Source organism: Leptolyngbya iicbica LK, assembly GCF_004212215.1.
Lineage (GTDB): Bacteria > Cyanobacteriota > Cyanobacteriia > Phormidesmidales > Phormidesmidaceae > Halomicronema > Halomicronema iicbica.
In genome coordinates, this window is the sequence record NZ_QVFV01000006.1 from 22659 (window position 1) to 45891 (window position 23233).

The 23233-nt window shown below is 54.4% G+C and carries 16 protein-coding genes; 9 read left to right on the forward strand and 7 right to left on the reverse strand.

Annotated features, from left to right (window positions below; translation table 11 throughout):
* Nucleotides 1-214 precede the first annotated feature (214 nt).
* Entirely contained in the window at nucleotides 215-2170 is a 1956-nt protein-coding gene (locus DYY88_RS18845) for a DNA polymerase III subunit gamma/tau (RefSeq protein WP_063776156.1), read from the reverse strand.
* 461 nt (nucleotides 2171-2631) lie between these two features.
* Between DYY88_RS18845 and DYY88_RS18850 the strand changes: the two genes are divergently transcribed.
* Nucleotides 2632-5274 (forward strand): bifunctional diguanylate cyclase/phosphodiesterase, encoded by a 2643-nt coding sequence (locus tag DYY88_RS18850; RefSeq protein ID WP_039725420.1) that lies wholly within the window; start codon nucleotides 2632-2634, stop codon nucleotides 5272-5274.
* 503 nt (nucleotides 5275-5777) lie between these two features.
* Here DYY88_RS18850 and DYY88_RS18855 read toward each other — a convergent pair.
* The 3 genes from DYY88_RS18855 to DYY88_RS18865 form a co-directional block, all read right to left on the reverse strand.
* Nucleotides 5778-8198, reverse strand: coding sequence for a hypothetical protein (locus tag DYY88_RS18855; RefSeq protein ID WP_039725421.1), 2421 nt, complete (start codon nucleotides 8196-8198; stop codon nucleotides 5778-5780).
* Complete coding sequence (locus DYY88_RS18860; protein WP_039725422.1) at nucleotides 8179-8472, reverse strand: hypothetical protein; 294 nt, start codon at nucleotides 8470-8472, stop codon at nucleotides 8179-8181. Before DYY88_RS18860 ends, DYY88_RS18855 begins: the two co-directional genes overlap by 20 nt.
* Nucleotides 8473-8536: 64 nt before the next feature.
* Nucleotides 8537-8977 (reverse strand): pentapeptide repeat-containing protein, encoded by a 441-nt coding sequence (locus DYY88_RS18865; protein ID WP_039725423.1) that lies wholly within the window; start codon nucleotides 8975-8977, stop codon nucleotides 8537-8539.
* A 727-nt stretch (nucleotides 8978-9704) separates the two neighbouring features.
* Between DYY88_RS18865 and DYY88_RS18870 the strand changes: the two genes are divergently transcribed.
* A complete protein-coding gene (locus DYY88_RS18870; protein WP_201278925.1) occupies nucleotides 9705-9860 on the forward strand; it encodes a hypothetical protein in 156 nt (51 codons plus the stop codon).
* A gap of 134 nt (nucleotides 9861-9994) precedes the next feature.
* On the forward strand, nucleotides 9995-10894 hold the full coding sequence (gene folP, locus DYY88_RS18875) for a dihydropteroate synthase (protein ID WP_039725424.1): 900 nt from the start codon (nucleotides 9995-9997) through the stop codon (nucleotides 10892-10894).
* Nucleotides 10895-11352: 458 nt separating this feature from the next.
* On the opposite strand, the gene DYY88_RS18880 is transcribed toward folP, so the two are convergent.
* Entirely contained in the window at nucleotides 11353-12417 is a 1065-nt protein-coding gene (locus DYY88_RS18880; RefSeq protein ID WP_039725425.1) for a hypothetical protein, read from the reverse strand.
* Between the two features lie 483 nt (nucleotides 12418-12900).
* On the opposite strand from DYY88_RS18880, the gene DYY88_RS18885 reads away from it, so the two are divergent.
* Nucleotides 12901-13341 (forward strand): hypothetical protein, encoded by a 441-nt coding sequence (locus tag DYY88_RS18885; RefSeq protein WP_039725426.1) that lies wholly within the window; start codon nucleotides 12901-12903, stop codon nucleotides 13339-13341.
* Nucleotides 13342-13440: 99 nt separating this feature from the next.
* Here DYY88_RS18885 and rpmF read toward each other — a convergent pair whose 3' ends face one another.
* Nucleotides 13441-13620 (reverse strand): 50S ribosomal protein L32, encoded by a 180-nt coding sequence (rpmF, locus tag DYY88_RS18890; protein WP_039725427.1) that lies wholly within the window; start codon nucleotides 13618-13620, stop codon nucleotides 13441-13443.
* A 530-nt stretch (nucleotides 13621-14150) separates the two neighbouring features.
* Here rpmF and DYY88_RS18895 point away from each other — a divergent pair.
* On the forward strand, nucleotides 14151-14399 hold the full coding sequence (locus tag DYY88_RS18895; RefSeq protein WP_039725428.1) for a DUF6761 family protein: 249 nt from the start codon (nucleotides 14151-14153) through the stop codon (nucleotides 14397-14399).
* Nucleotides 14400-14720: 321 nt separating this feature from the next.
* Here DYY88_RS18895 and DYY88_RS24300 read toward each other — a convergent pair whose 3' ends face one another.
* Nucleotides 14721-14873: a hypothetical protein gene (locus DYY88_RS24300; RefSeq protein ID WP_160299501.1), complete on the reverse strand. Its 153-nt coding sequence runs from the start codon at nucleotides 14871-14873 to the stop codon at nucleotides 14721-14723.
* A 108-nt stretch (nucleotides 14874-14981) separates the two neighbouring features.
* On the opposite strand from DYY88_RS24300, the gene DYY88_RS18900 reads away from it, so the two are divergent.
* The 4 genes from DYY88_RS18900 to DYY88_RS18915 all read left to right on the forward strand — a co-directional run bounded on the left by DYY88_RS18900 (nucleotide 14982) and on the right by DYY88_RS18915 (nucleotide 23232).
* Nucleotides 14982-15953: an ABC transporter ATP-binding protein gene (locus DYY88_RS18900; protein ID WP_039725429.1), complete on the forward strand. Its 972-nt coding sequence runs from the start codon at nucleotides 14982-14984 to the stop codon at nucleotides 15951-15953.
* Between the two features lie 353 nt (nucleotides 15954-16306).
* Nucleotides 16307-21316: a hormogonium polysaccharide biosynthesis protein HpsA gene (gene hpsA, locus DYY88_RS18905; RefSeq protein ID WP_039725430.1), complete on the forward strand. Its 5010-nt coding sequence runs from the start codon at nucleotides 16307-16309 to the stop codon at nucleotides 21314-21316.
* A gap of 45 nt (nucleotides 21317-21361) precedes the next feature.
* Nucleotides 21362-22159 carry a PulJ/GspJ family protein gene (locus tag DYY88_RS18910; protein ID WP_152624650.1) on the forward strand — a complete coding sequence of 266 codons (798 nt, stop codon included), beginning with the start codon at nucleotides 21362-21364 and terminating at the stop codon, nucleotides 22157-22159.
* Between the two features lie 35 nt (nucleotides 22160-22194).
* Entirely contained in the window at nucleotides 22195-23232 is a 1038-nt protein-coding gene (locus DYY88_RS18915; protein WP_044150955.1) for a PilW family protein, read from the forward strand.
* Nucleotide 23233 lies beyond the last annotated feature (1 nt).

Here is a 23233-nt window from a genome sequence, read left to right on the forward strand (position 1 = left end):
GTTTAAAGCATGGGTATTGAATCCAAGTGTGGACAGCCGTCTCGGCTGTCCCGGCGCAGGCAAGATGACTGCGCGACAAAACTGAGATTTTATAAAATCCTGCTTCCTCGGCCCCTCGTTTTCTGCCAAAGACATGAACAAAGCTATCTGCGCAATGCCATATCCGATGGCAAGCGGCTATTCATCCTATTAGCGATCGTCGGCTTGCCAGAGGTCAAAAAGGCACATCTTTGCCTGGCGATGAGGACGGCTTTGAGCTGCCTTTCCCCTTGGTCTTGCGTTGTTTGTCTGCCGCTTGATCAGCCTCATCCGATAAATCGACAATTTGGCCGTTGAAAAATTCGGCAAAACTTTTCACTGCCCGATCCAAATCAGAAGCCGATTGCCAATGCTGAGCGACTGGGGGATCTGGTCGTGTGATGGCCGGAGGCGGCGGTGATGGTGGGGCAGACTCTGACGCCGCCGGGGCCGACTCTGGTGGGGCGGCGGGCGGCGGTGATGGTGACGAGCGATCGCTCTGGAGCGGCGGCGATGGAGGTGCCGGAGTCACCACCGGAGCACTCTCGGCGGGTGGAGCCCCCGCCACCTCGAGGGAAACTTTGACCGATTGATTGAGCAACTGCTGAAATGCCGCCTCAATATTAGGCAGTTTCGACTGGGCCATTTTGAGCAGCTTGTCTGACCGGATGCCGACCCGGGCCGCTTTGCCGTCGTAATTGATCAAATGGCCTTGCTGTTGCAACAGTGCCCGGGTGCCCATGGGCTTTACCTGAGCGATCACCTGGGCCCACAAAGCTACTAGATCAGGATGGTCGGCAGGCGCGGGAGCAGGAGTAGCTGGCGCGGCCGGACTGGCCGGAGAAGGCGAGGGGGGCGAACTCGCGACAGGAGCAGCGGGAACAGACTCGGCAGGTGGCGGGGCTACTGGCGGCGGCGGGGCGCTCGTTGGCGCGGCGGGTTGGGCCGTTGGAGTCGGGGACGGGGGGACGGGGGGGGACGGAGTCGCGACGGTTGATGCCGGAGGACGAGACGGTGGACGGGCAGGTGCCCCGACCCCGGTGGCAGGACTCACGTTAACCTGGGCCGACGGCAGCAGATTCATCAGCGTCACTTCTAGCCAGAGGCGTGGCTGCGTCGTATTGCGGAGTTGAGTCTCGGCTTCCCGCAGGGTCTTTTGGCCCGTGAGCAGTAGCGACAGCGGCAGCGACTGACTAAACTCTTTCATCGCTGCCCAAGTGGGGGGCGTCACCGGCACCAGGTCAGCCCGATCGCCCGCCGTTTTGGCAATAATCAGGTCGCGATAAAAGCCCGCTAGATTTTGCAGCACAATCATCGGTTCACGGCCCCGATCCATCAGGCGACGCACGGTGTCGAGGGTGGTGACGCCGTCATCGGTCGCAATCGCCTGCACCAGTTCCAGCAAATCTCGCTCGGGCACTGCCCCCACCAAATCCCACACCTTCTCCGCGCTGATGGGGGGCGCTAGCAAGCTCAACTGGTCCAGCAAGCTCTGGGCATCGCGCAAGCCGCCCTGGGCAATTTGCGCCACCAAGCGTACGGCCTCTTCGGTGATGTCAATGCTCTCCTGCTGAGCGATCGCCTGCAAGTGGCTCACCATCGCCTCTAGGGGAATGCGGCGAAAATCGAACCGCTGACACCGAGAAATAATTGTCGGCAGCACCCGCTGCGGATCCGTGGTCGCTAAGACAAAAATCACGTGCTCTGGCGGCTCTTCCAGCGTCTTGAGCAAAGCGTTAAACGCCGCCGTGCTGAGCATGTGACACTCGTCGATCACATAGACCTTAAAGCGGCACTGCACCGGAGCAAATTGCGCCCGCTCAATCAGTTCACGAATATTGTCGACGCCCGTATTGCTGGCGGCATCAATTTCCACAATGTCGAGAATGGAGCCATTGCTGATGCCCCGACACACATCGCACTGACCACAGGGATGCGGATCGGGTTGCCCCTGGGTAAGGCAATTGAGCGATTTCGCCAAGATGCGCGCACTGGAAGTTTTGCCCGTGCCCCGAGGTCCGCAGAACAAATACGCTGGGGCAATGCGCTGCTGCTCCAGCGCGTGGCTCAAGGTTTGGGCGATCGCATCTTGCCCTACCAACTCGGTAAAGGTTTGGGGGCGATATTTGTGGTGCAGTGGCTCATATCCCATAGTTCTAAGATACTGGGAGACCGCGAGGTTGGTGAATTTTGGGCCGCAAAAACTGAGGAACTATCGTCGCTCTCCCGAAATCCAGACTGCAACATCAACATCGCCTTAACGGCCCTGGTGAATTGCTCATGTGCCACCGCCTAACGGAATTGCACTCATGGGCTGCTGTCTTGATCCTCGTTAGAGGCATGAAACTTTCCATCAAGCTGGCGGCTCTTACGGGCCTCTCTTGCGCCAAAGTGCCAGCATCGATACCAGGGAGAAAGACTGCGCAGCTGAGCTCTAAGTCGCTGCCGGACTGGCGATCGAAACCACAGCCTGGATATAAAGTTAATCGCATTAGTGTGATGTAGGTCACATTTGGGCAAGATAATGAGAGATAGCCCCTGAATGTTAAGAACCTTTGCGCATCAATAATCAAGACGGGATCAGCTCTCGTTATTAGCGTCACACCTAATTTCATGAGTGTAAAAAAAATCGCCGCCCATATGCAGCCAGATTTCGAGATGCAAAATGCGTTGCACCGCATGACCAATCGCATTCGTCATTCGTTAGAGCTGCGAGAAATCTTAGAGGCGGCAGTCGTTGAAATCCGCGATTTTATTAACGTCGATCGCGTCAAAATTTATCGGTTCCACGCCGATGGCAGTGGCGAAGTAGTGGCGGAGTCGATTGATGGTGAGCGACTGCCCACCCTACTCGGACTGAACTTTCCAGCCGAGGATATTCCTGAGCAGGCGCGGCAGCTATTTGTGAAGGCCCGAGCCCGCATCGCGGTGGACGTCGTCTCTCAGCAACAAATCTGCAGCCAGCTCGACAATATGGACACCGGGGCCAGTCTCGAGATCGAGCAAATTCGCTATCACCCGGTTGATGCTTGCCATGTGGAATATCTGCAAAATATGGGAGTGTGTGCGTCGCTGGTGCTGCCCATTTTGCATCAACAGCAATTGTGGGGCCTCTTGGTGGCTCACCACACCGAATCTCGTGACTATAGCCCGTTAGAGTTACAGATCTTGCAGCTGTTGGTTGATCAGTTATCGATCGCGATCGCCCAGGCCCATCTACTCATCCAAATGCGGCAACAGGTGACGCAAGAAGCCACCCTCAACCGCATTAACCAATGGCTGCATTCACCTCAGGATTTAGCCACCATTCATCAGTCGGTGCTGTCGGAGGCGATCGCCACCCTCAATGGTGTTGGCGGCAGGCTATACGTCAGTGCGTCCCCAACGGGCCAAGTCGCCCACCTGCACCATCAAGGCGAGCAACCCACCCTCGCCGATCTTGAGGAAAGCCCCTTTTGGCAGCAAGCCATGGGGATGGACATCACCACGTCTGAACGCGAATCGCCCCCTGCCTTGACGCCGTTGACGCCGCTCTCTGCCGCTAATCACAATGTCTTTGAAACCGCTGATGCCCCCGTCCGGATTTACAGCATTGACGATTTATACCAAGTGTCGGAGTTGGCTGACCTGGCGATCGCCTTTGAGGGCACCCAGATTCGGTCGCTGTTGCTCGTGCCGCTCGCCTATCGGCATCAATGCATTGGGTGTCTGACCATCTTTCGTGCCGAAATCGAGACCGAACGCTTGTGGGCCGGACGAGTCGACCAAGACCCTCGCAACCATCGCCCTCGGGCCTCCTTTGAGGCTTGGCGCGAAGTGCGTCAGGGGGTGGCCCAAGCTTGGCAGCCCCATGAGCTGAAACTGGCCCAAACCATCGGCACCCACCTTTACATGTCCATCATGCAGCGCCGGATCGAAGAGGCCATGCGACATCAGGCCTCGCACGACCCCCTCACGGGCTTGCCCAATCGCCTGCTGTTTAATGAACGCCTGGCATTAGCGCTCGCCAGTGCCCACCAGAGCGGCTCTTCGCTGGCAGTCATGTTCATTGATATGGATCGCTTTAAGGTGATTAATGACTCGCTGGGGCACGATACGGGCGATTTGCTGCTGCGACAGTTTGCCCAGCGCCTGACCCACAGCCTAAAACAGACGGACACTGTAGCCCGCTGGGGCGGCGATGAATTTACCGTGATTTTGCCGCAGATCCACTCCGGTCAACAGGCGACCTACATTGCAGAACGGATTATTCAATCATTACAAACACCGTTTTCTTGTAACGGTCATGATCTGCACATGACCACCAGTGTGGGCATTGCGATCGCCCCCTACGACGGACAGGATGCTGAAACCCTCTTAAAACATGCCGACACCGCAATGTATCGCGCCAAGCAGCAGGGCAAAAACCAGTTTCAACTCTATGCCCCTGAGATGAATGAAGCGGCGCTCGATCAATTAGTCTTGACGAATGATTTGCACCATGCGCTGCGCCGCCATGAACTGGTGCTGTATTACCAACCACAGGTCGATTTGCAAACGGGCCAGATTGTGGGGCTAGAGGCGTTGGTGCGTTGGCAACATCCAGAACGAGGCTTGCTGTCGCCCGGACAATTTATCCCGCTGGCGGAAGAGACGGGGCAGATTCACGCCATCAGTCAGTGGGTTTTGCACACGGCCTGCACCCACAACTACGCTTGGCAACAAGCCGGGCTGCCCCCCGTGCGAGTAGCGGTGAATCTCTCCGCCCAGCAGTTTCAAAATCATGACTTGCCGCGGCTGATTCAACGCACACTGCTGGAAACTGGCCTGCCCCCCCAACATCTGGAAGTGGAAATCACGGAAACGATCGCCATTGCGAATCCGGAGAAGGCAATCGCCATCTTGCAGCAACTCCGCCAGATGGGGGTGCAAACCGCGCTGGATGATTTTGGGACGGGATATTCTTCACTCTCCATCCTGCAACAGTTTCCTCTCCATCAGTTGAAGATCGATCGAGCCTTCATTCGTCACCTGGCCCCCGGCACCAAGGAAGCTGCCCTCGTGCGAGCGATCGTCAATTTAGGCCATGGCCTGGGCCTGACCCTCGTCGCCGAAGGGGTCGAGACTGTCGAGCAACAGACTTTTTTGCAGGCGATCGGATGTAATGCCATGCAGGGCTACTTATTTAGTCAGCCAGTATCCGCCGCTGCCATTCCCGATTTGCTGCAAGCAACCCTAGCCAGAACATCGTCAACTAAGGCATGGAACTTGAATTAAGTGTGGACAGCCGTCTCGGCTGTTTCAGGCCATGCATGATGCCTAACGCTCTCATGGCTGACGGTTTTGAATAGCCGTTGGGCGGATAACTATCGGCAATGTTCCGTCTCACAGCTTCATACCAATCGTCCATGATGCTGTCGCAACACCCCCAACGATAACAAGGGGCGATCGCTGAGGTGTTAGGGACCGGGTCTGTTTTTAGAGCAACGGTCTATGACGCGATCGCGCCACTCTGAACGATGTCAAGGGGGAGAGATTGCGAAAGGGCTAGGGGACGGGTCCCTTGGACAATTCCTGACCATCCTGATTGAACCGACAGGGACCCGTCCCCTGAGGGAGCAGGCAATTCTCGGAAGTAGGACGACAAACCCCGTCTCTTCAAAGCTCTTTTCCCAAAATTGGGCGAGGGGTTGGGGTGAGGGCCGAGGATCGCGGCAAAGTACAGAACTGAGGTAAGACACTAGTTCTGGGTTGCTCTTCAGTTTCGGGTGAGTCTCTGACTAGTCGCCCCAGGTCGGCTGCAGGGGCGCGGGCAGCGTCATATACGGCGGCGTGTAACCGCCATACATCGCCTGGGTCGTGAGCAATACTTGATTGAGCGCCTTGACGGTAGCGGCATCAGCCTGGCGCGGCACCGCCACCCGGGTCATGTAGGCGGGTGCGTAGATCGAGTCAAAGTGATGGTTAAACTTGGGCAGCACCTGTTGTTGCCCCCCTTCGGCAAACAGGAGATCGATCGCGCCATCAGCTTGCAGCACAAAGAGCGGGTCTTGCAGCATCACCAGGGGCAGCGACACCGAGACTTCACCGCTGTTATTCGAAAATCGCCAGGCGAGATTAGCCGCAGCCTCGGGCGTGAGGTGCGGAAAAATCTGCTGCAAATTAGCCGGGGTCAAGCGGCGGACACGCGGCGGCGTCGGGGTGCGCGTCTCGGGCCAACCCGCCAGCCGAAAATCCAGATTATTGAGACCGTGCAGCACGGCGGGAGCCCCATTCCCATCCGCCCCGGCGACTCGTCTGAGTTCGGGCCGATACTTCTCGACCAGATGGAGCAGGGCGAGCTGGCGGGCGGGCAGTTGCGACGGAGTCTGGTTGGACGAGAGGCTGCAAGCAGTGCTCACCAGTTGCATAAAGGTGTCGCGATCCCAGCGATCGAGGTCACCGTTAGACACCATTTTGAACCAGAGATCACCCATGGCATCGAGGGTCGGGGCGTCGTCGGGGGTGAGGGCCATCAGATTGGGCACCACATAATTGTCGAGGCCATAGCGCTTGATGTTGTGGCCGTTGCCCCACTGCATATTCAGATCGGGCATGTCGCGCAAAAACGGATAAATCGCCCGAGTAAATTCCAAATATTCCACGCTTTTGCGATCGCTCGGCTGAAATTCGGCATACACCAAATCACTCAGCCGTTTGGCCATGGCCACTGACAGCAGCGAAAACGCTTCAGTCGAGATATCGAGCTGGTGGCGCTGCAACCGACGAAACACTTCGGCTTCTTGGGTGGCGGCGTCGGTGTATCCCGTTTCCAATTGCTGAATGGCCGCCTGCACGGCATTGATTTCAGTCACCAAGTCAGGCTGCCGCCGCTTCAGCGCTCGCCAAAATTGCGGATTAAAGGCTTGGTCACAAAAGAGTAGTGTCAGCAGTTCGGTTTCTGACAAACCCGGCGCATTTTTCTGAAAGAAGTCAATGAAGTGCTGCCGCGCTACGGGATAGCTCTCAGCCGCAGGCCAGCTAGTAATCGCTTCGGTGCGGGTGGCAAAGAGACCCAAAATCCGCGAGGTGTCCATCTGATTCACCGATCGCCGCCCCAACTCATCGGTGAGGCCAATGCTGACCCAAAAGTCGCGATCGTAATAGTTGTTGATCGCCGCCAAGATATCGTCACCGTGGGTCGCGGCCAGGGCAGTGAGCTGATTGCGGAGGGCGGTTTCTAAATTGCGACGATGGATGTAGCGGTGCTGATAGTCGAGCGCCGCCTGCTCTAGCTCCGCAGGAAACAGGGAAATTCCCTGCTGGCTCAGGTGGGCAATATTCAGCGCGTGAACGGCAGGCGTATCTTCGGCGGCGGTGGGGGTGGGCAACGGCAAGCGCCCCAGCGACACCGTGGTGCTGGTAGATTCGGCGTCGGTGTAGTCTTGCTTGGTGGTTGCGGCTTCCACCTGGGCGATCGCTTCCAGCCGCAACCACGGTTCAACGGGAGTCGTGAGCAGCGATCGCATCAAATACTGCTTATTCGTCAGCTCCTGCTCATACTTGTAAAACGAATGCACCGAACCCGAGCCCGCATACAGGTCTTGCTCACGCAAATAGGGAAACTCCAGCGTCGTGAGGTGAGTTTCCACCAAGGGGATCAGTTCTTGCAGGGGGACATCAGCCTTTTGCGCGGCCCAAAACAAATGGCCTAAAAATGGGCGCAGGTAATAAGCATCCGTATCGAAGACCTTATTGCTGATCAGTTCTTCATGTTCGCCCCGCCCCAGATCGGCCGCGATGAGCGGAATGGCAGGGTTGCGCTGCAAATGCCAAAAAAACTTGTCATCCAAAACCGACTGTTGACCGGGCGGCACCGTACTGCGAATCGTGTCGTAAGTCTGACGAGACAGCGGCGGCACTACTACCCCATTCGACAGCACAAAAGTAATGCTGTTATCTGGATTGACCGTGTAGGTGGCCCCTTCTAACAGGCGGATAGAGCGTCGCGGCTCAACGCCAGTTAAGGCCACAAAGCCGCCAATTTGCACCTCGGCCCAAAAGGCATCTTTGCCGCGCAAAAATCCCTGCCACAAATCGGCAAAGCGGCTTTTGGGAATGGGCAAAATATAGCTGCTCGCGGTTCGGGAAATCGAGGGAGTCGCAATCGCCCCTTTGGTCATCGAGCCCACCAGCGTGGCGCTACCGATGCAATAGGTCAATCCGACTATTAGCCAACTCCGCCGCCGCGGGCGCAAAGTTAGCAAACTTTTGAGCAAAAAGCGCGATCGCACGACAAAACTGCCCCATGACTGCCGCCCAGTATATCGACGATTCCCGAGAGAGCATCACTTCCGTAACGATGTGGAATGCACCGCACACTGACAGCGATCGCTTGATCTGGCGCTCTTCACCGACCGAGTTGTGCCAACCGGCCTGGACGCAGCCCTCATCATGCACGTCGCTTTGGGAGATCTCTGGAAAAGAATTTCCCACTCGTCGGGTGTCATGAGCGCAGCGTCATGCTCCGCAGCCAGGTGTTTTGCGGCTGGAGATCTCTTCACTGGTCGTAGCTGCCACCAACGCTGATTGGCGTCCCGACAATTTCAGCCCGGGTAATATCCAGGTTATCCAATGTCGCTCCAGCCACATCGACAAAGTAAAGTTTGGCCTCAGTCAAATTCACATTGGTCAAATTGGCATTGCGAAAACTCGCGTTGGTCAAAAATGCATCGGCGAGAATGGCCCCTCGCAGGTTGGCCCCCTCCAGATCGGCCCCTTCCAGATTGGCCTCAGTCAAGTTGGCATTCGTCAAGTCCGCCTGTCGCAGGTCAGCGCCAATGATGTGGGCTTGCGACAAATTTGCGCCCGACAAATCACAGCCATAGCAGGCGTTAGTGGTCAAGAGTTGCTCAACCTGAGCTGGGTCTTCTGCCTGAGTGGGCACGGCGATCGCGATCGGCAGCGCGACAGATAATAAAGCGGTGGTGAACAGTTTCATAAGTTCCCCCTTTTGCAACAAACATATGGCAAGGGAGCGATCGCAACTTTAGTACTTAGCTTCGGCGCAAAAACTCACCCGATTGCTGACAGTCGATTGGGGCGATAAATTAGCTGCCAACAATTGTCATGCACCAAAGTCACAGCCAACAAAAACTGCAACACGTAGTGACTCAGTTTCGTCCATCCGCCAAAAATGTCACCTAGATTACAAATCCTGCACAGCATTTGAAATTTTTAAGCTTATATTTCAAATTCATGCAGCGGTTTAGCACTCCTGAACTTTTGCGGTAAAACGACTTGCCATACTTTTATAATCGCACATTTCTTTAGGTTCACAAGGCCAAAACGCTTGTCTGTCAAGAATCTTAGCGATTACTGGGTCTGACCAGCGATAGAAAGTCTTCGCGGAGTCTTCATAAAAACGATGGATATTTTCCGGGGCAATGGGTCAATCTAAGGTAGGTAAAACCAGATTAATCACTCATCTGATTTAGCCAGATTCCATCCCTCGATGGATTTTGAACAGATGGAGTTTTGTGACTAACTTTGACGTTTTGAAATGGACAACAGCGGAACGATTGACCCATGCCACGACGAGCTAATTTCTTTCACGAATGTGTTAGGTTGAGGCTGTCAAGCGTTCGCTTCACACTCCACATTGCCAACTCAGCTTTACCCCCTGTGGAAATATGCTTTGCCAAACTTGTCAGCGGAAATCAGATTGCTTGCCAGCAGCATTGGCGGCTAACGATGCCCGTCTCTATCGCTTGTTAAAAGGGCTGGAATGCTGCGATCGCCACCTAGCGGTCAAGCCAGCCCCCGCCGCAACCCCAGTTGCCCGTCGCCAGCTCCTGCAGCTCATTACGCGCCATTCGACATAAAGAACAGAGAGCCGACCACCGCCTCGTACAGAGCCGTGGCTGGTTAGTTTAGTCGTCAGGGAAAGAAAAATCATTGCTACCATGCCGTGAGCCTATGGCAAGCTAGCTTGTGTTGTCTTTTTCCTTGCGCTGCCATGACGACTGCTGCAATGCCCGTTTGGATGCTCCGCGATCGCAATTTTCATTGGGGCGATCGCACCCATGTGATGGGCGTGCTCAACGTCACCCCCGATAGCTTTAGCGACGGCGGGCAGTTTGAGACCCTGCCGCAGGCGATCGCCCAAGCCGCAGCCCTCTGCCGAGCTGGCGTCGATATTTTAGATATTGGTGGCCAGTCCACCCGTCCTGGTGCGGCGCAAATTTCCATCGAAGCCGAGCAGCAGCGGGTGATCCCGGTGATTGAGGCCATCCGCGCCAGTGATGATCCCCAGCTATCGCAAGTGGTGATTTCGGTCGATACCACCCAAGCCGCAGTGGCACGAGCCGCAGTGCGGGCGGGCGCTGACTTGGTCAACGACATTTCCGGTGGCACGTTCGATGCGGCCATGTTCTCCACCGTGGCCGACCTTGGGGTACCCATTATTCTGATGCACATTCGCGGTACTCCCACCACAATGCAGCAGCACACTGACTATGCCGATCTCATCGGCGAAATCTATGACTTTTTAGAACGTCAGATCGAGACCGCCCAAGCCGCTGGGGTCGGTCATCATCAAATTGCGATCGATCCCGGCATCGGATTCGCCAAAACCTATCCACAAAACCTAGAAATTCTCCGACAAATTCCCGTCTTACGGCAACTGCACTGCCCGATTTTGATTGGCCCCTCGCGCAAGAGCTTTATTGGCTGGCTGCTCAACCAACCCGATCCGCAACAGCGGGTGTGGGGCACGGCGGCCGCCTGCTGCGCCGCGATCGCTGGCGGTGCTGATATCATTCGCGTCCACGACGGCGACGAAATGGTGCAAGTTGCTAAAGTCGCCGACGCCATTTGGCGACAGCGACTCCCGGACGATTGTTCTCCGACAACCTAAAGGTCTGATTACACAGGCTCAGATCACTGATCCCAAGGCAGGATGAGCGATCGCCCATCCATCAGCCAGGGCTATAGCAATCCGCAATCAGGTGCCGAGCGCCCTAAAGCTTAAAGCATGGGGATTTGGGCTCAGTGTGGACAGCCGTCTCGGCTGTCCCGGGGCAGGCAAGATGCCTGATACATGTTTAGCCTTAGTTCGGAATGGCTGATCCCCTCCGATGGAGGAGTGCCCGGAGGGCGGGGTGGGTCAAATAATTAGTCATGACTTCACCAACCCACCCCAACGCCCCTCCCCGGAGGGGATTGAATCCCGGCGGAGAGCTTCACGCTAAACACTTACGATGCCTGCTCCAAAAAACTTGGATTTTTAAAATCCTGCTTCCTAATTTAATCCCCTCGTTTTTCTGCCAAAGCGATGAACAGAGCGATTTGCACAACGCTATGACACCAGGCACGCTAGCGGAAGCGCACGTCCCGGAACACGACCCGCGTATTAAAGCCCTCGCGCCGCAATTCCAGAACTCGAATCAAAGCATCTTCTTCACTGCTGAATGCCCCCGCATTAATGAAATCACCCTGACGGGAAGAACTGTCCATAAAGGCTTCTGGGAAAAAGCGCTGCACTTCTCTCAAGGTGCTGTCTCCCCCAAAGACGGCCGCAATATACGCATCTTGGACTCTAGTACTGAGGCCAGGATCACCCCCATTGGGAGGACCATCACAAGGTTGATTAGCGGGGAAATCGGCAGGCGGAACATTGTTCTGGACACTACCGATACTGTTCTCACGCAGAATTCGCGCCCCGCTGGCGTTGTAGGTTTCTAAGAAGGTAGTTTCTGAGCAGTAGTCGTAGCGGGCATAGTAACGCACCGGCTGATTAGTCAGCCCGCCAGTCGCCACATAGCTGACTGTCCGCTCAAACTGGTTGATCGGATTTTCCAGGCTCGCCCGTGCCCCATTCACTTCCTGAGCACTGGTGCGACGGTTAAAGACATTCATCAAGCGCAGGCCGTTGCGATTAAAGACCCGCACCGCATAGGTGTTGGTTTCGAAGAAGAGCAGCGTGTCTTGAATATTGCCCCCAGTGCCGCCGCCAGTGCCGATACCAACGCCTGGCGGCACATTAAAGACGGAGACAAATTCAGCGTCTTCCACGCGAATCACGCTGACCTCGCCACCAGGGCTAAAACTTTGATCGAGAATAAATAGACGAGCAAACCCCCCAGCCGGATCTTGGGGCTTGGCAAAGACTTGCGAAGCATATTCCACCGATCGCCCATTAAAGCTGCCAAAACTGACGTAAGCATCCTGCCCTTGAACCGTACTCAGAGAAGCCGGAGCTCCATTTAATTGGGTCACCCCTCGAATGTTGTCAAAGACGTTCATAAAGGTACCACCGCCTCTTTCAAACACCCGCACACTGAATTCGCCCGTGTTGTAGGCCAAAACATCGCGAGACTGTGCCACCTCAAGGGGTTGGTCACCACTTGCTGGCTTTGCAGGCAGTGTAGACTCGGGCATTTCTCTCGCAGCTTTGACAACACCGGCACCAACAATGGCACTCACTACCAAAGTTGATGCCAGCGTTAGCGAGGCAACTTTACTAATAAGAATAAGGGGGGACTGCATTACGTTGCTCCTCATCTTCAACTGCCCGTTTAGCCCGCAGAATTCTGGTCACAGGAACTGTTAACGCCGCTGCTATGGCTCAGAAAACGCGCTCATACGACCGTAATTCTATGTCAACTTTCTGAAATGGCGCGATTTTTTTGATTTTCTCAGTCGTCATCGAACACGGTTTAAATCAGCGTTTACCAGTCAGTCAAAATTCGACGACGGCTATGGGTGCTTGCGTCAATTTTTGTGACGACCCATGACAGATTTATGCGTAGGCGAACCCGAGTATTCAACAGTATTAGATGTTTGAGTCATGGCTCGATCGCACCCAATATCGCTGAGGGGTCTCTCAGTGCCGTCAATCTAAGTTAGAGAAGGTTGCCAACTATGTTGCATGATCACTGTCATCGCCGGATCTGGGGCATCAGCCTTGGGGGAATGCTCGCTTGGGCGATCACCCTACCTGCTCAAGCAGAAACGCTGGAAGCTTACTGCGACACCCCCAGCTTTGCCATCAAGATCTATAACCTTGACGATGATCTGGATCCAGAATCGCCAAGCCGGGGTGACCTGTATGTCCGTATTTACGATCGCGAAGACAACGTTAGCTTTATCAACGGTGTCCCCGTCACAGAAGCAGACGGCACCTACAACAATATCGAAGGCAGCTTCTATACCAATCTCAGAGGCGAGAACGAGTGGCAGCTCTTTGTCCCGACCAATCCCGGTGGTGGCCTCGATCCTGAAGCGCCGGGTGCGAGCAACTACCGTTGTGCCCTCTTCCGCGATGGCGACCTTTTAGAATTTGGGCAAGCCCAACGCCCCTAAAGCTAACAACTGTCGCCGATCAGCAAAACAAAACGGGATGCAGCGTTGCTACATCCCGTTTTGAAATTTGGATTGGATGACATCAAAGCCAACTGGTCTCTACTCTTCGTCGTCTTCACCCTCATCATCAGTGGGATAGACAAAACCTTTGGAACGACCTGTGAGCACAGACTTACCTTGGGAGAGCGCTTTTTGTGCTTGCAGCGCTGCTGTACGCTTCCAATGCGCTTTGCGCTGATCCCGCCGACCCTTCGAGGTTTTCTTCTTGGGAACCGCCATGACTGCTAAAAAGTTGACAACCTTTCAATTCTACACCCTTTTTCCCAGAGAGTAGATAGAAATTCGTGTTGGCGGTTGAGCGATCGCCATCCTCGGTCGACTCTGTGGCATGTACACAACCCCCGGGCTCAGCAACAATCCGCAATCAGGTACCGCGTGCCCCAAAATTTTTAAAGAGTAGGCATTTAATCTAAGTGTGAACAGTCGTCTCGGCTGTCCTGGCGCAGGCAAGATGCCTGCCCAAAACTTGAATTTTATAAAACCCTGCATCTAATCCCCTCGTTTTTCTGTCGAAGAGATGAACCAAGCTATCTGCGCGACGCGATATTCCCGCTGCCAGATCACGCATGAATTCTGCACCGCTTTCTGAGGGCATCGATCCAGTCGTGATTGCCGTCAGCATCCTGGGCAAAATTTCAGTACAGTAAGAGTAGGTAATGCAAAGGCCGAATACGACTTTTTGTTACAAATCTGCTTGTTTTGGAACGCTGCGTCGCAAATTGTTACCTAAGTGAGAGTACGACATCGTTATGCTTCAAGATGCCAAATCGGTTCGGTACTATCAGCGCATTACGGATGCCCTGGTAGACCACTGGAATCGGGGTTATCGCACCGACGAATTGCGCCTCTTCTTTGAAGGGTATATTTCCGCATTGCGTCATGCTGATGCCTTAGAGCCCTATCTTATCCATCGGCTAGAAGACGAAGTGATGCGCTTTTTGCTCGATCCATCGAATTTCTATGAGCCGGAAACCGAGCTCGATCGCGACTATTACTAGAGCTGGACTTGATTTAGGCCGATGCGCCGCTTTTGGCGTCAGCCAGTCACTTGTCGAGTCATGCCTGGAGTTGAGTTTTTCGTTTTCCAGGGGATACCAAGAGGGCTGTGACTCATTGACTTAAACGACCTTCGCCACCCAGACGACAGGGCATTATCCCCTGATCTTTCAACAAGACATCTTTCTATCAAGACATCAATGAAGATGGGTTCCAGCCGAACTGGCGTCTTCGAGATCTGAGCTCTTCATCCAACTTACTCAGATCCAGCATAGGGTGCGGCCAAAAACAGCGTTGGCAAGCGTTCCAGGACAATCACCTATCTAGTAAAAGCTCAACCAGCCGACGACATCCACTGGCGCGGGCAACATTTCGCCGCGAAAGTCGAGCAACTGCACCAGCAATAGGTAGCCAATCGCGAGCAACAGCGACAAGGCCCCGGTAATAATTGCGACAATTTTAGAACGAGTCATCATGGTTCGATTTCCGATACCCTAAAATACGGCTTTTCGACTGTGGATGGCGTGCCTCCGCCAATTGGGTGGCATCTGCTTAGTCCCAGCCTGACATAAAACGGTACTGCCATGAGTGCTTCAGCTCCCAGCTTTGTTGCCCCCCCCACGGCCCCCACCGCCGCCGTGGTCGAGACGTATCAGCTCACCAAGACCTATCGCACCGGGTTTTGGCTCAACCAGATGGTGACGCCCCTCAGACAATGCGACCTGGCGGTGCAACCGGGGGAAACCTTTGGCCTGTTAGGGCCGAACGGAGCCGGCAAAACCACTCTGCTCAAACTGTTGCTCGGTATTGTGCGGCCCACCAGCGGTCGCGGCACGTTGTTGGGCCATCCCCTCGGCGATCGCGGCGTCAAACATCGCATTGGCTACCTGCCCGAAAATCCCTACTTTTATGACTATCTTACGGGAGAAGAGCTGTTAGCGTATACCGCTGGCTTGTTTGGGTTGTCAGCCACTCAGCGGCGGCAGCGCATCGCGGAACTGTTGGACATGGTGGGCCTGGATGCTAAAGCGATCGCCAAAAAGCCGCTCAAAAAATATTCCAAAGGCATGTTGCAGCGGGTAGGGTTAGCGCAAGCGCTGATCAATGACCCCGAGGTGGTGTTTTTAGATGAGCCGATGTCGGGGCTTGACCCCATGGGACGCTTTCGGGTGCGGGAGGTGATTTTGGCCCTCAAAGCTAAGGGCAAGACCATCTTCTTTAACAGTCATGTCTTGGCCGATGTGGAGACGATCTGCGATCGCGTGGCCTTGCTCGATCAGGGTGAGCTGCTCTGCGCAGGCACGCTGGATGAACTGCTGGGTCAGTCGAACCAGTATCAAGTTTCGGGGCGCGGCGGCAATCTCAACATCTTGCAGCAGTGGATCACGCAGCTGCAATTTGAGCAAGGACTATGGCACGGCACCCTCAACGGTGCCCCCCATGACTTTATGTCCAGTCTGCGGGGGATGGGCGGCACATTGGTCACCATGCAGCTCGCACGCCCGACGTTAGAAGACTTCTTTATTGAACGCATCAATCAGCGTCGCGAGGCTTAACCCTGACCCTGTATTTTTACGGAGCTTACGTACAAATACGGAGACTTTCCAGGTTTTTTAATGTAACAAATGTTTTGACGGGTACTGATCGTTTTGCTAGAACGGATGGGTACCTTCTTTTTAACGTCGCCCTTACAAAAGGTGGCAATTTGTAAAAGATTCGCTAAGATTCTTCAGGGTTACGGTACGGTGAGTAGCTTTTGTCAACGCTAGTCTCACTCCCATCTACAGGATTTCACACGCTGAGTCATTGCCGGATACTTTTTGCGCTGGTTAGCTACCATAGGGGCTGCCAGCGATTTTCGCAGTGAACTCTTTGATATATCTCGGACTTGCTAATAGGGTGAGCCAACATGATGCCTAATCGTCACACCTCCCGGAAATCGAGTCGCGCCCAGCGCTTGTTTAAGCAATTTATGAAGGGCGTTTTTCGTTCGCTTTGGTGGTTTAGCGGGCGGCGACACCGCTCCACGGCCCGAGCGGGCTTTGTCTTTCCGACGACGTTGTTGCTGTTGTTAATGGTGACGCTGACCGCGACCGCGCTCACCTATCGCACGTTTAGCCGCAGCAGCCAGGTTATCACCCAGCGCCAACAGCAAGTTGTTTACAATGCGGCGACGCCTGCAATTGATCGGGCGAGAGCAAAAATCGAATTTCTTTTTCAGCAAGACAACCGCATTCCCAGCGGGGTGCCGCCGAGCGATCGCCTTTCCGATATGTTGCTGCCCGAAGGCTCTCGGGTTTTGCTCAACGAAGACGAAGATCCCCCAGTGCCGTTGGTCGCTAACCTCTCTGCGGTTGATGGCGATCCGCTTGAAGATCCTTACACGTTGCCAGGTGAAGATCGTCTTGACATCAACCGCGATGGCACCTTAGACAACGCTTGGATCTTCGACTCTGGGCAAGATGTAGACGGCGACGGCATCAACGAAAAAGTTATTTATTCATTAATCCTGGATGACCAGGGGCCGGGCGCGACCCCGTTTGATGATGACGATGCTGTTTTCATGACGGATGCCGATGACGCAGCTAAGGCAGAAGCCCTGGTGACTCGGACTGGGCCGCTGGCTACTACAGAGGCGACTCCTTTATGTAAAGCAGCGATCGCTGAAGGCGGTTGGCAAATTGTGTCGGCTGGCGATAACGCCAACCTGCAAAAGAACTTTCAGGTCAACGCTTTGGTCGTGCCCAGTCGCGGGCGGACTCAAAGCATCGAAACCTTGGAATTTCAGCAGTCCCGCATTGCCGCTAGAGCCAATAAGTGGGGCGCTTGGTTCCGTTACGACCTCGAACTGCACCCTGGTCAACCCTTCAACTGGAATGGGGCGATGCACGCCGACGGCAACATTGTGCTAAATGGCCGCATCGAGCCTTTCATGGTGAGTTCAGAAAAATCTTGTGTCTACAGTCAAGAATCATCAGAAATCACCCTCGGTGAATTTAATAATGACGGCGTTGATGGCATTTTGGTGGGCGACCCCAACGCAGCTGAAGCGGGTACCCTGGGAGACTTTCAGGGGCAGGCAATCATCGCTTCCACACGTGACAACGCTTACACTGGCGCCAGTATACCGGTGCATATCTTCTCCACTGATGATGATCCGCCCAATAGACAAAACCTGACTCAAAATAACGACTCAGTGAACGGCGGGTTGCCCTCAGAGGTGGCCATGAATCCGCTGATTTTGTTCGCCCAAGACCAAGAATCACACGTCGACCCCACTACTTGGACCCGCCCTGGGGCTTGGGAAAACAGTAATTTCGTGAATGGTGCACGCATTATTAACGATTCTGTTTCCCGACCGTTTGTAGACGACTTCTTTCGGGCCGACGATCGCTGGGGACCAAAACCTCGCTACGATGCCACCGACCCCACGCTAGACATCACCACGTTGCCAAACATTTCGATTGGGGATGATATTGAAGACACGACGAATACCGACTACGATGCCGCCACTGACGCCAGACTGACCAATTCGGTTGATGGTTTAGACGGCTATTGGGAGCGTCAGGCCGTCCGAACGGGGATGCGAATCGTCGTGGGACAACGGCTGGAACTGGGAAATGCCAACGGCTGGGGCTATGACCCGACTCCTGAGTATGCCGCTTATACGCTACCAGCAGCTTCGGTAGGCGACCCTCTATACCCGCCCAAAGATCTTGACTACACGGCCAACACTCGGATTGGCGGGCCTAATGAGCAGCTCCACCGCAAGTCACTGCGCGATAACCTGGCCGCTGTGCAGGGCATGGTGGTCTACCACTACCAAATCAACGATGGCAGGTTTCCGGCGGCTTGTATGGCGGCTACCGCCCACCCCGGTACAGAACAAACCATCATCAACAGCCGCACTTTTAACAACTACCCCGTATCGGGCGAGTTAAAGGCCGATTTCTTTACGGGTAACGGCACTAACGGTTTGGAGTTTGGATTTCCCGCTGACTATGACACCGAAGATGAATTTAAGACGCAGTTAGATGAGGATGACCCGCTCGGCAAAGCACTGCGTAATTGGGCTTACTTTGCTGGCGATCCCCTAGGTGGTGCGCCTTCGTTCAGTCCTGTGCAAGAAACCACCACCACTGAGGAGGTGGACGATCCGGACTCGACAGACCCTGCCGATACCATTACGGTCACTAACTACGGCCAAGTGCATCCGGCTCCTTACATGAGCATGTGGGGCGATGCGTCAAACCTGCGCCGCATTTTTGATGACTACCTCGATAACACAACCACGACTTTCACCTACGACGATCTCAGCGTGGCTGACAAAACGACGCTACATAGTGCTGCCTGCACGATTAGCCTATTGGCTTACAACGTCGATACAGCCATCGCCGAGTACGAGTCTGTGGCAGGGGAGAATCTTACGGACGTTGGAGAGCAATTCTGGAAATTCATAAACCCTGGTAGTCCTGATGATCTGAGTGATCTTGTAGGCGCAACTTACGACACTTTCCCAGCCACTCATCCGCTGTATCCTAATGAGCCAATTATCTTGACACCAGGGATTCCAGAAAGAGATGACTGGGTCGATCCTAATCACACTGGGACAACGGGTAACACCTGTATCGACGTTGCTGATACAGATTCCGAAGATTTTGAAGAGGGCTGCGATGAAAGAGATTACTACGACCAGTTCACTCCAGAAGATTTCATTCGGGCTTACATAGCCAAGAACAGCAACAATGCGACTCGCCTGGCTACGGCTTTAACCGATGTTCAAAAAATTCAGAGCTTTATTGGCGGCTACCAAATTCTGAGAGACAGAGCATTAGGATTTGTTCGCGGCCCCATTCCGTCAGGTCTTGGTTTAGAGCCAGGAGACCAGGTGCAGTGGGATGCCAATGAATCAGTCACGTTACCTGGCGATGCTGCTCAAACCAGAGACAAGAAGTATTCCTCAACTTGTGACCCGGACATCTTTACCGGGATTGGTGGTTCAGGAGTTGGTAAAGCAACTAAGAAAATTGGTCTAGCAGTAGCGTTCTGCTCAACTAAGCTTGACACCAAATATCCCTCGCTGTACTACCTCTTCCCGCTCGTTGATCATGGCCATGGGGGGGCTAACTCCGGTGGCTTTGACCATACCCAACCGGCTGGGGCAGAAGAGTACATTGATAACGAGTACGTCAGAGACACTAACGATGGCGCAGATCGTTACAAAATTATCGATACCGGCACTCCGGCTAGTGGAGCTGATCCTGAAGTGCCAGCTGTCCCCCAAGACGTCAGTGACATTGCTGCCGCTCCGGTCGATGTAGTGGGCAATTGGGTACTTCCGATTGATACCACCGTCCAAACCGAACTCAACGATCCGGATGCTCAGCCCTTCCGCATTAGCTTGGGTGCCATAGGCTACGATGTGCCCTTCCTTGATAAAGGAATGTTCGATGGCCGCGAATTGCTCAATATTCGCGTCTTGGATATCGACTTAGAGGCTTTGATCGGCAACACCACAGATGGTGGCGACTACTGGCTCTCGGCTGATATCACCAATCGAGCCGAAGGCGTTGTCTACGCCTTCCGCGAAGATGCCGTCCGCGAAGACGAAATTGTCCGGGCCCAAGCCTCGGGCGTCACCTTTACGGACTGTATGGAGGCCGATACCGGTGAAGACCTGATCTTTGCCCTCGAACGAGAGCCTGCTTGTTTGATGAACTTTGCTGAGGAGGCCCAAGATCCGCCCCTTACCGATGAGGGCATTAGCCTCAAACCCGTCGATTTCATTCCCGATGGTGATCGGCGTTCCTATGGTTTCCGCCTTCGCACCCTCAGCGGTGATCCGGCTGACTTTAGCGGCGGCGACCCAGATGCCGATGATGCTCGCAGAGTCGGTATGACCTTTGTGACCGACAATAGCGTCTACATCTTGGGCAACTTTAACCCCCACAGCAGCGATGGCGGCGTCACTAACTTGCTAGAAGAGTTTGACGAAACTATCTTGGGCGGGGCGTTTGGTTTCAACGATTTCTACGGTGGCAATCGTGAAACCCTCAATACCGACACTTTCGCTAACTTAAGTGCCGACCATTGGCGCCCCGTTGAGGTGTTGTCAGACTCTATGAGCATCTTGTCCAACAGTTTTAGAGACGGGGCGATTTCGGACATGGTGACGATCAGAGATGGTCAGGCAGCCAATATGACCTCTTACACCAATCAGACCCGTCCCGACTTGAATGGCGATCGGCCCCTTGCCAACTGGTGGGTGCAAGAAGACCCTGACGATCCGAATTCACCCTTGTGGATTGATCGCAACGGCGTTTACTACTGGACGGGAAATGCTGCCAATACGGTCAGGCCCTTTTATGACCAATTCACCACCGACGACACCGCCGACCGCGGCTGGATCGAGCACAACGATGGCAACAACCGGGGCAATAACGTGCAGGTACCCGTTCAAGACGATATCTACGTCAACGCGATCTTCGTCAGCGGCATCGTACCCCGGCGTCCGAGACAAGGCTATGGCGGCTTGCATAACTATCCCCGCTTCTTAGAAGACTGGGTCGACAAGAATGTCAACATTCAGGGGGCGTTCCTCCAGCTCAACTTCTCAACCGCAGGAACTGGGCCTTATGAGCAAGAAGCCTTCGAACCGGGTCAAAATACGGTCAACCGAGAGGATATTGATTATTACGAGGCTCCTAATCGACGTTGGGGCTATGATGTGGGCCTTTTGTATGTGCCGCCGTCGGCAGCAGCCCGCCGCTTTGTCAGCCTGGGCAATGCCCGCAGCGAGTACTATCGCGAGATTCCGGCTGATGACCCCTACATCGAGCAACTGAAATGTGCTGTCGATACGGACGGTGACGTGGTGTTGACCAATGCCAATGGTGACCCACTGTTTGACTGCCCATAGTGACTGTGACTGGCCTTCTACTGAGTCTTATCGAGGAGCAAACCCATGAACATACCTTGGGCTCGACGACATTTCCGCCCAATACATCGACCACCAGTGATGCCCTTAAACGGGTTAACCGCCAATCAAGCGAGCGTAGCTGGGCTAACGCTATTGGAGTGTTTAGCTGCCATTGTGGTGGTCGGCATGATTGGGGCTGCCATCACGCCAGTGTTGGTGTTATCGGTAGCGACACGGGTGCAAAGTCAAAAAGCTGAACAGGCACTTGCTGTGGCGCAGGGAGAAATTGACCGCGTCCGAGTCATCCTCGAACAAGGGGGCGATCGTGCCGATGCCTTGAGAGATTTAGACCCAGCGGCGACCTCTCCTCCCCCGGCCAATCCCTTGCCCACAGCAGCAGGGTCTACCATCACTGAGGTGCCAGCCCCGACCGCTCCCGCCGTGCCAATTTTGCCTGCCGATGTCAGCGCTGATTTTGATCAGCCAACTCAAACAATTGCTGTGTTTGTCGACCCCACTGATGACCCCACCGATCCAGATGATGCCGACTTTGCGGTTCAGCGGTTCCGCGTAGAAGCCCCGGATGTGGAGCGGGGGTTTTACATCGGCGTTCGCGTCTATGACTATCAAGCCATTGTCGACGGCGACAATCTCGGCATCAATGAAGGTTCTTTGGGCTTGACCAGCAGTCAGGGAGAGCGTGTGAGAGCGCCCATGGCCGCGTTATACTCCACGGCCTTCGTTACCGCTGAGGGGACAGCTTTTTGCAATTACATTGATTTCGATGATGCAGCTGGGGGCACAACGACAGCAGATGATGATAAGCCCCTTGGCTGCGAATAAAGCTAAATATGATGTCTCACGAGGTGTCGTCGCCCATGTTTTTCAAATCCGCTAAACGCCATCTGCATAGACTGTGTGCCCCGACTCCCCCGAGTCAACAATGCGGCTTCACCCTGATTGAGTTGCTCGTGTCGATTATCGTAGGGGCAATCATTGTTTCGTCGATGCTCTTTTTAGTGCTTGAGCTCCTCAAAGTGAGTAAGCGCGAAGAAGTGTTGACCATAACGCAACAAGACATGCGTCGAGCTTTGGCATATATGGCAAGTGATGTGGGCGAAGCGGATTATGTATATGCTGATCCGGCACAAGTTACTAGGATTGCCACTGAAGTGGAGGGCGATCCCAGATGGCCAGCAGGGGCTACTCCGGTCCTCGCGTTTTGGCGACTCGACCCGATTGATATGGGTGATTTACCCGCCAATCCCGCCCCTTACAACGAAAATGACCCAGACGGTTGCATTGCCGAGTTTGACGGAGATAGAGAGAGCGAATGCAGCACATTAAAGATTCGCCAGAGCGCCTACAGCCTAGTGATTTATCTGATTGCGGAAAACGACGAGACGGGAATCTGGGAAGGGCCAGCTCGCATTATTCGCTATGAGTTGCCTAAATACAGCGACGTAGAAGAACTGTTGCAAACGGTTGGCTACGATGACCCCAGTATTGATAATCCCAATGCTGACGATGGCTCATTTGCCGACTGGGTCGTCATCAACGGGCCACCTGAAGGCAATGCTCAGGTACTCACTGATCATGTCGATTTAACTGATGCTGCAGCTGATTGGGTAGATTGCCCGGATGTAGGCGCATATCTTCGAGTGCCAGAAATCGACAATACTCAAGATCCGCTCAATAGCTTTTATGTCTGCGCTCGCATCGGCGATGACATTGATCAGATTGACGGACAAGATGTACGGGTAGGTAGTCTCAGTCAAAGCTTGATTATTAACCTAACCGGCAATATCGAACAAAGTCCAGCGACTGCCGCTTCGAGTGAATCCAGTAAGTTGCCAGCTCTGCAATCAGAGGTCCTGGTTCGAGGCGTTATCGAAAAACGCGTTACCGGCGACTGAT